General features: G+C 27.4%; 11 protein-coding genes. 7 read left to right on the top strand and 4 right to left on the bottom strand.

All coding sequences use genetic code 11. From position 1 onward, the window contains the following. The first annotated feature begins 238 nt into the window (after window positions 1-238). The 6 genes from KQ44_RS04920 (at window position 239) to KQ44_RS14835 (ending at window position 5,335) form a co-directional block, all read left to right on the top strand. A complete protein-coding gene (locus KQ44_RS04920) occupies window positions 239-442 on the top strand; it encodes a TM2 domain-containing protein (RefSeq protein ID WP_096736470.1) in 204 nt (67 codons plus the stop codon). Window positions 443-569: 127 nt separating this feature from the next. Then, complete coding sequence (locus tag KQ44_RS04925; protein ID WP_096736471.1) at window positions 570-2,240, top strand: Na/Pi cotransporter family protein; 1,671 nt, start codon at window positions 570-572, stop codon at window positions 2,238-2,240. A 29-nt stretch (window positions 2,241-2,269) separates the two neighbouring features. Beyond that, the gene (locus tag KQ44_RS04930) at window positions 2,270-3,211 is read left to right on the top strand and encodes a GDP-L-fucose synthase (RefSeq protein ID WP_096736472.1); all 942 of its coding nucleotides are present in this window, start codon (window positions 2,270-2,272) and stop codon (window positions 3,209-3,211) included. A gap of 15 nt (window positions 3,212-3,226) precedes the next feature. Next, a complete protein-coding gene (gene gmd / locus KQ44_RS04935; protein ID WP_096736473.1) occupies window positions 3,227-4,228 on the top strand; it encodes a GDP-mannose 4,6-dehydratase in 1,002 nt (333 codons plus the stop codon). A gap of 8 nt (window positions 4,229-4,236) precedes the next feature. Continuing rightward, window positions 4,237-4,803 (top strand): hypothetical protein, encoded by a 567-nt coding sequence (locus KQ44_RS14830; protein ID WP_240516485.1) that lies wholly within the window; start codon window positions 4,237-4,239, stop codon window positions 4,801-4,803. An 82-nt stretch (window positions 4,804-4,885) separates the two neighbouring features. Beyond that, entirely contained in the window at window positions 4,886-5,335 is a 450-nt protein-coding gene (locus KQ44_RS14835; RefSeq protein WP_240516486.1) for a glycosyltransferase family 10, read from the top strand. Between the two features lie 15 nt (window positions 5,336-5,350). On the opposite strand, the gene KQ44_RS04945 is transcribed toward KQ44_RS14835, so the two are convergent. The 4 genes from KQ44_RS04945 to KQ44_RS04960 all read right to left on the bottom strand — a co-directional run bounded on the left by KQ44_RS04945 (window position 5,351) and on the right by KQ44_RS04960 (window position 10,908). Further along, entirely contained in the window at window positions 5,351-6,694 is a 1,344-nt protein-coding gene (locus KQ44_RS04945) for a LysM peptidoglycan-binding domain-containing protein (protein ID WP_096736474.1), read from the bottom strand. Window positions 6,695-7,014: 320 nt separating this feature from the next. Further along, window positions 7,015-8,643: a peptide ABC transporter substrate-binding protein gene (locus KQ44_RS04950; protein WP_096736475.1), complete on the bottom strand. Its 1,629-nt coding sequence runs from the start codon at window positions 8,641-8,643 to the stop codon at window positions 7,015-7,017. Between the two features lie 148 nt (window positions 8,644-8,791). Further along, window positions 8,792-9,787: an NAD(P)-dependent oxidoreductase gene (locus KQ44_RS04955; protein ID WP_096736476.1), complete on the bottom strand. Its 996-nt coding sequence runs from the start codon at window positions 9,785-9,787 to the stop codon at window positions 8,792-8,794. Between the two features lie 89 nt (window positions 9,788-9,876). Beyond that, window positions 9,877-10,908, bottom strand: a complete 1,032-nt coding sequence (locus KQ44_RS04960) for a hypothetical protein (protein ID WP_096736477.1) — start codon at window positions 10,906-10,908, stop codon at window positions 9,877-9,879. Window positions 10,909-11,083: 175 nt separating this feature from the next. On the opposite strand from KQ44_RS04960, the gene KQ44_RS04965 reads away from it, so the two are divergent. Beyond that, entirely contained in the window at window positions 11,084-11,776 is a 693-nt protein-coding gene (locus KQ44_RS04965; RefSeq protein ID WP_096736478.1) for a tetratricopeptide repeat protein, read from the top strand. The last annotated feature ends 51 nt before the right edge of the window (window positions 11,777-11,827 follow it).

Below are 11,827 nucleotides of genomic sequence, written 5' to 3' on the forward strand. Positions count from 1 at the left end.
TTTAGTATTTGTGAAACTACAATTAGTAAAATTATAAATAAATTATTGCATAATAAAATATAAAACTTATTTACACAAACTATAAACAATCATTAAAATAGTTAAAAAGCCTAATATATTAAAAAGTTTTTGCATTTTTATCATTTTTATTGAAATAATTATATAAAAAAATAATTATTGACTTTTTTTATATATAATATATAATGCAAAATAGTCATATACATAATAGGAGTTTTTTATGGAAGTATCAGATAGAAGTTGGATTATAACACTTTTATTAGCCATATTTTTACCTGTCCATAGGTTTTATGTTGGAAAAATAGGTACTGGTATATTATATTTGATAACCGCAGGAGGTTTTGGAATATGGTATATAGTAGATATTGTAATGATACTATTAGACAAGTTTACAGATAAAGAAGGTAGAAAATTAAAAAAATAATATTTATAATTAAATATAATAAAAAGTCAATAAAAATCGATTAACTTAATAATTTATTTTTATTGACTTTTTTTACATTTATAATATACTAAGCACGCCTAGCTTAATAAAATAGTAGGATATGCATATGTTTTTAAACCTAGCTTTTTCTTTAATCGGCGGATTCGGACTTTTTATGTATGGTCTTAAAGTATTTTCAGACGGACTTCAGGAAAGTACAGAAAATGCACTAAAAGAAATACTCCATAAATTAACTCAAAATAAAATATTCGGAATAGCACTAGGTTTTTTGATAACAGCGATAGTTCAGTCAAGCAGTGCTGTTACTGTAATGACTGTAAGTTTTGTTAATGCTAATATCCTTACACTTTCTCAAGCAATAAATATCATACTAGGTGCCAATATAGGTACTACAGTTACTGGATGGATAATATCATTAAATATAGATGTACTAGCATTACCTGCTCTAGGTTTGGGTTCTATTATAGTAACATTTGGATCGGAAAATAGAAGATTAAGATTCTTTGGTGAAATACTAATGGGTTTTGGTATGATATTTTACGGTCTTATTCTTATGAAAATGGCATTTGAAGGAGTAAGAGGTTCTGAAGATTTTGAAAAAGTTTTCTTAATGGCAAATGCAGATACTATGTACGGTAGATTTTTATGCGTAATGATTGGTATGATTGTTACTGCTATAATACAGTCAAGCAGTGCTGCTTTGGGGGTTACTATATCATTGGCTTCAGTTGGTTTGATAGATTATCCTACTAGCGTAGCATTAATACTCGGACAAAATATAGGTACTACAATTACAGCTGTATTGGCAACTTTGGGAGCTTCTACAAATGCTAAAAGAGCTGCTTTAGTTCACTGCTTATTTAATATATTTGGTGTTATATATATGTTCTTCTTATTCCCATACTATATAAAATTAGTTGATATAGTTGTAGGTTTTATGAACATAGGAGATCCAAATCTTGTAGTAAATAATAAATATGTAAATATATCATTCTATATAGCAGCTGCTCACACAATATTTAACATTATAAACGTTATAGTATTCTACTTCCTAACAGAAAAACTAGAAAAAATAGTATGCTTCTTAATCAAAGACAAAGAAGACGAAAAACATGTCAGTGTACTTTCTGATAAATTACTTAATATGCCTGTATCAGCAGAAATAGAGGTAAGAAAAGAAGTTACTTATATGGGCGAAATAGCAAAAAAAATGCTTTCAAGAATAGAACAGCTATTTGAAAACCCTAGCGAAAGACTACTTACTAAAATAAGAGATCATGAAAAAATGCTTGATAATACAGATCAGGAAATACATTCATTTTTACTCAAACTGCTTGGAAAAAATACTTTAAACTCAGCAAATATAGCTTCTCTAATAAATATAAGTACATACTATGAAAATCTAGGCGATAATTTAAAAGACTTAGGGAAAGCAATTATAAAAGGAAGTGAAAAAAAGACATTATTTAATGAAACACAAAAAGCAGATATATTAAAAATGATAGACAATAATAAAAAATTTATAGACTATTTATCAGAACTAATACTTCAGTACTATTCTTTAAACAAAGAAAAAACATATGATGAAGCTATGCAAAAATATCATGAAATAAAAGCATTCTATTATGAAGCAAGACAAAGGCATTATGATAATGTTGATAAATCATTAATACCTGCTTTAAATGCTCATTTATACGGAGATGTATTAGTGTATTTTAACCGTTCTATTTCTAATCTCGTAAATATAGTAGAAGCTATAACAGGAAAAGATAAATAATTTTTATAATTCAGAGGATATAATTAGTTATGAATAAAAATATAAAAATATACATAGCTGGTCATAAAGGTTTAGTAGGAAGTGCTATAGAAAGAGTACTTACTAAAAATGGATATAATAATATAATAAAAAAAACTCACTCAGAACTTGATTTAAGAAACAAAGAAGATGTATTCGATTTTTTTGAAAAAGAAAAACCAGAGTGGGTATTTTTATCAGCTGCCAAAGTAGGAGGAATATACGCAAACAACACCTACCCTGTTGATTTTTTATTATACAATCTTCAAATACAAAATAATATTATAGAAGCATCATATAGATATAATGTTCAAAAGTTAATGTTTTTAGGTTCAAGCTGTATATACCCTAAAGAATGCCCTCAGCCTATAAAAGAGGAATATCTTCTTTCTGGGTATTTAGAAAGTACAAATCAGCCTTATGCATTAGCAAAAATTGCTGGTATAGAATTATGCAATGCCTACAATAGACAGTATAATACAAACTACATTGCTGTTATGCCGTGCAACCTTTATGGTATAAATGATAATTACCACCCTGAAAACGCCCATGTTATACCAATGCTTATTAGACGTTTTCATGAGGCAAAAATAAATAACTTAAAAGAAACTATTATTTGGGGAAGCGGTACTCCTTTGAGAGAGTTTATGTGTTCTGATGATTTAGCAGAGGCTTGCATTTATTTAATGGAAAATAAAAATGCCAAGGACATAGGCAAGTTTATTAATATAGGCTCTGGAAAAGAAGTAACTATCAAAGAACTAGCAGAATTAATAAAAAATACTGTTGGTTTTGAAGGCGAAATAAAATTAGACAGCTCTAAACCAGACGGTACTATGAGAAAACTTCTTGATGTTAGTAAAATAAATGCTTTAGGTTGGAAATATAAAATAGAACTTGAAGACGGCTTAAAAACAGTTTATAATGATTTTTTGAAAAGCTACAATAAATGAATTTAGGATATAATAATGAAAAAAGCACTTATAACAGGAATTACAGGACAAGATGGTTCATATTTGGCAGAGCTTTTATTAGAAAAAGGATATGAAGTACACGGTATAATAAGAAGAAGTTCATCATTTAATACTGAAAGAATAGATCATTTATACAGGGATCCACATATTAATGATGTAAAAATGTTTCTTCATTACGGAGATTTATCCGACAGCTCTAATTTGTCAAGACTATTGGAAAAAATACAGCCTGATGAAATATACAATTTAGCAGCTCAAAGCCATGTAAGAGTAAGTTTTGATATGCCTGAATATACAGCTGATGTTGTAGGACTTGGTACCATAAGAATACTTGATGCTATAAAAGATACTCAAATAAAAACTAAATTCTATCAGGCATCAACAAGCGAATTATATGGAAAAGTTGTTGAAACTCCTCAAACAGAAAAAACTCCTTTCTACCCTAGAAGTCCTTATGCATGTGCTAAATTATATTCCTATTGGATTACAGTTAATTACAGAGAAAGTTATAATATGTATGCATGTAATGGAATATTATTCAATCATGAAAGTCCAAGACGCGGAGAAACATTTGTAACAAAAAAAATTACACATGCTATTGCTAGAATACTTAATAAAGAACAGGATAAATTATATTTAGGTAATTTAGATTCAAAAAGAGACTGGGGATATGCTAAAGATTATGTTGAGGCTATGTGGCTAATGCTGCAGCAGGATAAAGCTGATGATTATGTTATAGCTACAGGGGAAACACATTCAGTAAGAGAATTTTTAGATGAAGCTTTTGGACTTGTAGGGCTTGATTGGAAAAAATATGTAGAAATAGATCCTAGATATTACAGACCGGCAGAAGTTGACCTACTTTTAGGAGATCCTGCAAAAGCAAAAGAAAAACTAGGCTGGAAACCAAAAACTACATTTAAAGAATTAGTAAGGATAATGCTTGAATACGATTTAAATAATGTAGGATTAAGTTTAGATAAATTAAAAAAATAAAGTCATTTATGAAAGATAAATTATTATTAAAAAAGAATTTAATTGAGTATTTAGTTTGGTTTATTCCCATAAGAAAAATAAGAAATAAAGTAAGAATAGATTCTGTTTATTTAAAAGATTTAGGATACAAAATAAATTATAATCATTATAAAAATGATATAAAAGGCAAAAAAACGTTTTTTGTTAGAAATGATTGGCCTGTAAATGAAAAAGAGTTTGATAAAAATATTTTTTATAATTTGATAAAAAGAGATTATATTAATGATCTAGAAATAGGATATAATGCAGATATAGAATATTTTGGACCAGTTGGAAAAAGATATTTTTTAGAGCATTCTAAAGCTAAAATAAAAATATTTTATACTGGAGAATGCGTATCTAAAAATGCTATTAATAAAACTTGGGCTCAATATTCTGATAATTGTATTAATAATGTAGATTTATCGCTTAGTTTTGACAGACTTGATGAAAACAAGCATAAAAATTATGTGCGTTTTCCCATTTGGATATTTTTTAATTTTTATGGAATATTAGACAATAAAAATTATACTAAAGATGATATAAAAAGATTATAGATAATATTAATAGTGCTAAATCCCAAAAAATAAATTTGCTTCATTAGTTGCTAGTCATGATGCTACCAATATAAGAACACAAATGTATAATAAAATCTCAAAAATAGACAATATAAGCTGCCCTAGCAAATTATTTCATAATGATGATACATTAAAACAAAATTTTAATAATGATAAAATAGAATATTTAAAAGATTTCAAATTCAATATATGTCCAGAGAATACTATTAGTGATGGATATATCACTGAAAAACTTTTTGATGCTTTTAAATCTGGATGCATACCAATATACAATGGTGATGAAAATATAGAACTTGATTTGGTTAATAAAAATGCTCTTCTATTTTTCAAAAAAGATGAGGATAATGAAGAACTAATAAAAGAAATAGAAAAACTCAATAAAAATGACAAATTATTTGATTCTTTTCAAAACCAAATAAAAATATATGATTCTATGGTAGATTATATTTGGGATCGAAGAATAAAAGTATTAAATAAACTTGAAACTTTAATTAATGAAAGACTAAAATAAATATTCATAATTATTTTATTTATTTGTTGGTATTCTCAAAAATATTTCCATACCTATAGAAAGCACATTACTATTAAGTCTATTCCAAGCCTTTATTTCGGATATATCTATATTAAATCTTCTTGCAATTATCCAAAGAGTATCACCGCTTCTAACATGATACATTATATCCTTATATTCATAATCAGGTGGAGGCAAAGATTCAAAATAAACAAATTTACCTTCTCTTATTCTCTCTTGTTCTTCTTCATACTGGGCTAAATCAACCTGCTTTGCATTATCAAGCCCTTGTATAGGTATCATAACCTGCTGACCTATATTAAGACTTTTTGATTTTAATTTATTTATTTCTACAATGGCATTTATAGGAACACCATAAAATTTAGAAAGATGAGAAAGAGTTTCATTCATTTTTACTTCATGGCGTCTGAAAGTAACTCTTTCACTTGCTGGTATTTTAGCAAATGTTTCATTAAATTTATCACCAAGTCCTTGAGGAACTCTTAAAGGATATCTTACCATACCTGGAGGTGTTACTCCTCTTGCTAAATGCGGATTTAAAGCCTTTAAATCTTCAGTATCAACTTCTATCATCTTAGCTATAACAGATAAATCAGCAGCATCATCTACATAAACCAAATCACCCTGCGGAAAAACAACTTTAGGTTTATTAATTTTAAAACCAAATCTCTCAGGATTTTTAGCAATTATAACAGCAGCAACATATTTTGGTATATACTCTTCAGTTTCCTTTGGAAGCACATCTGCAGCAAGCAAATCGTCAAAATCATTACTTTTTACTTCTCTAATGGCTCTTGATATTCTTCCACCTCCTGCATTATAAGCTATTAATGCAATTACCCAAGATTTGAAATTTTTATCAAGCCTCACCAAATGATCAGCAGCAGCTTTTGTAGAACGTTCAGGATCAAATCTATCATCAGACCAATAATTAACTTTAAGATTATATATAGCACCTGTCATAGGCATAAACTGCCAAAGACCAGCTGCCCCTGCATGCGAAACTGCCTGAGGATTAAAATCACTTTCTATAATAGGTAAATATACCAAATCCTCTGGAACACCTTTCTCTGCAAATACTTCTTTAATATAAGGCAAATATATTTGGGCTCTGTCTATAATTTTCTGCATATAAGGCTTCCAGCTGCCTTGATATCTGTTTATATAATAAGAAACTCTGTCATTTCTAAAGTCATTTACATCAAAACCTCTAAGCTCAACTACTTTTATATCGCGGCCTAAAGATTCCCCAAACACACTAAGCTCGTAAAGATTAACTCCTTCAAGTGCCTTTCTTATGTACATATCAAATGTATCGCAAGAGTTAACAAACAACATTATTATTACAAGAAAAATAATTATTATAGTCTTTTTATTTTTTAATAATAAACCTGCCTCAAAATTATTTATTTTTTAATTAATATATTTAACATTATTATTTAAAGATTTGCAACTTTTTTAACATTTTAAAAATCGGATATTATGCTAAATAAGTTTAGATTTTATTAAATAAAGGATATATTTATACAGCATTCATTGTAAATATTGACTAAATAAATTATAATTATAAATAAAAAATAAGCATAAAATGTAAAAATTATAAAAACAGGCTGTATAAATTAATTATACCGCCTGCTATATTTTTAATAAATATTATATTATTTTTCTAAATATGCATAGAAAAACTTATGAAAACCTAATGGATTGTATACAACATCTTTCAATTTAGGATTAACAAGCAAAGGCTCTGTAAAGAAATATATAGGTATAGCTCCCATATCTTCCTGTATAAGTATTTTTTCAGCTTCATGCATAGCTTTCATTCTTATATTATTATCATCAGTAGACATAGCCTCACCTATAAGCTCATCATATCTTTGATTGCTGTATCCACCATTATTTTGGGTATTGTAGCTAGTAAATAAACTCATCATAGACATAGGGTCAGAATAATCAGCAGACCAATAAAGTCTTCCTATCATAAAGTTTTTTTCAAGTAAAGTCTGACCTAATAATGCATTATCTATCTGAGTAATAGTAGAATCTATATTAAGATGTTCTTTCCACATTTGCTGTACTGCTTCAAAAATACCTACATGATTACCGGGATCAGTTTTAAACTCTATTACTGGAAAACCTTCTCCATTTGGATATCCTGCTTCAGCCAAAAGCTGTTTAGCCATTTCAACATTATTAGAATATCCTTCTTTTGATACATCATACAAATCACCACCGTTTATTCTAAAATCTCCGTCAATATCATTAACCGCATAAGGCACCCAACCGCTTGCAGGTTTTTGTCCGCCTTTAGTAACATTTTCTACTATATAGTTTCTGTCTATAGCCAAAGACAATGCCTTTCTTACTCTAGGATCTTTTAAATATTCATTAGTTACATTTATAGGATAATAATAAGTAGCTATAAGAGGCTTAATCTGTATTAAACCTTCTTCCATAAGTGTAGGTATATCCTGCTGAGGAGGTTCATAAGCCATATGCAAAGATCCGTCTTTTATACCAGCTACAGCAGCAGCTCCATTTTGCATAAGTACAAATGTTATTTTTTCAGCAACTATACTGTCAGCATTCCAATAATTAGGATTTTTTACCATTACAATATTTTCATCAATATTGCGTTCAGCCATAACATAAGGACCGTTTCCTATATAAGTTTCAGGCTTCAAAGTCCAGCTGTCGCCGTATTGTTCTATTATATCTTTTCTCAAAGGTGCAAATGTAGGAAATGCTGCTACTTCCAAGAAATAAGCAGTAGGAGCTTCTAATTCTACAACCAAAGTATGATCATCAACAGCTTTAACACCTAAAGCATCTACAGGCATCTCGCCTCTTGTAATAGCCATAGCATTTTTCACAGGTTCATGCTGATAACTATATTCACTTGCAACTTTAGGATCAACCTGTCTCTGCCAGCTATAAACAAAGTCTTCTGCTACAACTGGTTTTCCATCAGACCAAGTAGAATTAGTTCTAAGATAAAATGTATAAGTTTTTCCGTCAGCACTTATTTCCCAATCTTCTGCAACCCCTGGTGCTATTTTATTATTTCTATCTCTTACAGTTAAACCTTCAAATACATGAGAAATATAAATTACTCCGTATATCTGTGCATTCAAACTTGGGTCTATTGTCTTTGGTTCAACACTGAGATTAACGATAATTCCGTCATTTTCATTTTTGCCTTTAGAACATGATATTGAAGAAAGCATTAACAATATCACTAAGCCAATGCTGATAAAAGATGATAAAAATACCCTTTTAGCTTTCATAATAAACTCCATAAAATTAAACTATTTATTTTTAATTAACTATATAAATTATATTTACCCTAAATAATAGTTAATCAAAACTATGTAAAAATATTTTATATAATTTTATAAACTTAGTCAATTAAAAAATAAAAAGTTATTAAATAAATTAAGACTTTATTATTTTGTTTATGCATTTTCCTGTATTTATAAATTCAAATACATTATCAATAGCAATAGTTACCATATTAAGTAGTGCCTCATCAGTATAAAAAGCATAGTGCGGAGTTATTATAACATTATTCATTTTAAACAACTCTTCTATAATACTATCTTTTAAAACTATATCTTTTATATCTTTATTGGCATATTCTATTTCATTAGTATATACATCTAAAGCCGCCCCTCCAATATGTCCGCTTTTTAATCCTTCAAGCAAATCTTCATTATTAACTATACCGCCACGGCTTACATTAATAATATAAACACCTTTTTTCATTTTATTTATAGAATCCTTACATACCATATCTTTAGTTTCTTTGTTTAACGGTATATGATATATTATAACGTCGCTATTTTTATATAATTCATCTAAACTTACATACTCAGCATAATTTTTTATTTCATCTCTCTGTGTTCTTGAATATACAAATATATTTTTCGGATAAAAACCTTTAAGATGTTTTATAGTTAGAGTACCTATTCTTCCTGTTCCTATAACTCCAATATTTAAATTTCTCAATTCCTTTGCTACAAGCCCATTTCTTATAAAATTTCTATTGTATCCGTTTATAAGCAAATTATTATAATTTTTAATAAGAGCAAGAAGAGAAAGCACTGTAAACTCACTTACAGAATTCGGAGAGTATGAAGGAACATTTGCTATTTTTATTCCTATTTTATCAGCATAATCAACATCAATATTATCATAACCTGCAGATCTTGTACTCATATATTTTATACCGTATTCTTTCAATTTATCAAGAACTTCAGAATTTATTTCATCTCTTGCATTAAAAACTATGCTGTCAAAACCTTGAACTTCTTTAACATTATCAATATTTAAATAATGTTTATATAATGTAAATTTTGTATTATATTTTTTTTCCATTAACTGAAAAGATTCTAATTCATCATCTAAAAGAGAATATACTGCTATTTTCATAATTATTTTCCTTATTATTAATTATCAAAAATAATAAATCTGTATACACATAAAAACTATAAAATACATAAAAAATTTAATTCAATAAATCAAACTTGGAAAAAGAATACATATATTATAGCTATAAAAAGAATGAGTATAACAGCAGCCATTCCAAACATTACAAGTTTAAATGTATTAATTTTTGAGAATAGCCTGCTGATTAATGACGGTTTCTTATCAGCATCATTATCCTCACCTTCAACGTATACATCCCTAGTAGGATTGAATACTTTTAATTTAATAGGCTCCAATTCTTCTATTAAAGCACAAAATCCGTCTATTAATTTTAATAGTATCTTAATAGATTTTTCTTCAACGTGCTTTTCTAAAACTTCAGCAGGTACTATATATTTTGAATATTTATCCTTCTTCCCTTTAAGTTCAAGATATATTATATTTTCTTCAACAGTATTAGAATTAATACTTACCATAACCTTATCACCTACATTTATATCATTTATAGATGTTCCTCCTATTGGGTCAACTATAAATGAAGCATTGATTAACTTGTAACTAGGTGCTTCAGGTTGTTTGGATGTATCAGTATTTTCTACAGATGAATTGGAATCAGAACTATATGAGGCATGCATAACAGCTGTATTTTCCAATTCCTTGTTTACATTATCCAAAGCATTAGAAACATCTTCAAAACTAAGTACTTTATGTGCTACATCAAAAGTACCTATATGAAAGTCCATAAATTTATTCATACTGCTTGCAAATATGTCAATAATAGAAATAGTATTGTTACTGCTTTGATATATTATAATATTATTAATATTTTTATTATCACTAAAAATATCGCTTATAATTTTTTGAAATTTCTCAAATAATGTATTATTTTCATTATTGAGTTTATTATATATTTTTATATGTTTATAAAGTGCTAATAAATCTGTATACGAGTTTAAAAATTTAAGAAGTTTATTGTCATTAGATATAACAAATGCAATATCCATAATTTTACTGTCATACTTATCTATAAAAAATACCATGTATATATATTTTTTTAAATCACTGTATTCTGCTAATATTTTTATAGCTAATACTTCTTTAGAATCTATTTTTTGAGGAGACATATATTAATTACCTATATACAAATTTTAACAGTAATTATAAATAAACAATAATAAAATTTCAACCATATCATAGAAAATAATTATGAAATAAACACTTGATTTTTTTAAGTTTAATTATTATAATGGATTATTAAAAATAGCTTTTATTGAAACAATTAATTTTAAGAGGATTTTTATGTCTGAAAATACAAATAAAATACAAAAAAATGCTGAGTTAATATTCACATACATATACAATAATAGAATAATATTCATATCAGGATTCGTGCTTTTAATAGTAATAATAGCTGGTATTTTAATATACAAAGCTAATATAGAAAGTCAGGACTCTGCAAGAAATACTGAGTTTGAATCTGCTTTGGCATTGTATAATGTGTATCAAAATGCTCAATTACCAGAAGAACAATTAAATGATCCAGCATTAATTATTGATATTACCTCAAGATTTCAGAAAGTATACTCAGCTGCTAAAGGTAAAAACTTAAAATTAAGAAGTGCATACGCTTTGGGCTGTGTTTATTATGATATAAAAAATTTCACAGAAGCTGAAAAATACTATCAAGAAGTGGCAAATGCAAGAGGTTTTTATTTACAAGATAGTGCAATGTATAATTTGGCAAATACTCAGATAGAATTAACAAATTATACTCAGGCTGCTTCTACTTTAGAAAACTTCACAAAAGCATATTCTAAAAGCTATCTAGTACCTCAGGCTACTTTAACATTATCTGACGTTTATTTGGCACAAAATGATAAAACTAAAGCATTAAATGTACTAAAATCATGGGTTAGTCAGAATACTAATAATATAGAATATCTTAATATATTTAGAGAAACTATTTCATTAATAGAAAATAATGTTTATTAATAAACTTGATATTAATAAATTTATTAAATAAATATATACAAATATATCCAT

It is taken from the genome of Brachyspira sp. G79, from assembly GCF_002379365.1.
Lineage (GTDB): Bacteria > Spirochaetota > Brachyspiria > Brachyspirales > Brachyspiraceae > Brachyspira.

What these genes read in the sequence shown, in the direction of transcription:
- KQ44_RS04920 (WP_096736470.1), top strand. Translation starts at nt 239, where the DNA reads ATGGAAGTATCAGATAGAAGTTGGATTATAACACTTTTATTAGCCATA.
- KQ44_RS04925 (WP_096736471.1), top strand. Translation starts at nt 570, where the DNA reads ATGTTTTTAAACCTAGCTTTTTCTTTAATCGGCGGATTCGGACTTTTT.
- KQ44_RS04930 (WP_096736472.1), top strand. Translation starts at nt 2,270, where the DNA reads ATGAATAAAAATATAAAAATATACATAGCTGGTCATAAAGGTTTAGTA.
- gmd (WP_096736473.1), top strand. Translation starts at nt 3,227, where the DNA reads ATGAAAAAAGCACTTATAACAGGAATTACAGGACAAGATGGTTCATAT.
- KQ44_RS14830 (WP_240516485.1), top strand. Translation starts at nt 4,237, where the DNA reads ATGAAAGATAAATTATTATTAAAAAAGAATTTAATTGAGTATTTAGTT.
- KQ44_RS14835 (WP_240516486.1), top strand. Translation starts at nt 4,886, where the DNA reads ATGTATAATAAAATCTCAAAAATAGACAATATAAGCTGCCCTAGCAAA.
- KQ44_RS04945 (WP_096736474.1), bottom strand. Translation starts at nt 6,694, where the DNA reads ATGTTGTTTGTTAACTCTTGCGATACATTTGATATGTACATAAGAAAG.
- KQ44_RS04950 (WP_096736475.1), bottom strand. Translation starts at nt 8,643, where the DNA reads ATGAAAGCTAAAAGGGTATTTTTATCATCTTTTATCAGCATTGGCTTA.
- KQ44_RS04955 (WP_096736476.1), bottom strand. Translation starts at nt 9,787, where the DNA reads ATGAAAATAGCAGTATATTCTCTTTTAGATGATGAATTAGAATCTTTT.
- KQ44_RS04960 (WP_096736477.1), bottom strand. Translation starts at nt 10,908, where the DNA reads ATGTCTCCTCAAAAAATAGATTCTAAAGAAGTATTAGCTATAAAAATA.
- KQ44_RS04965 (WP_096736478.1), top strand. Translation starts at nt 11,084, where the DNA reads ATGTCTGAAAATACAAATAAAATACAAAAAAATGCTGAGTTAATATTC.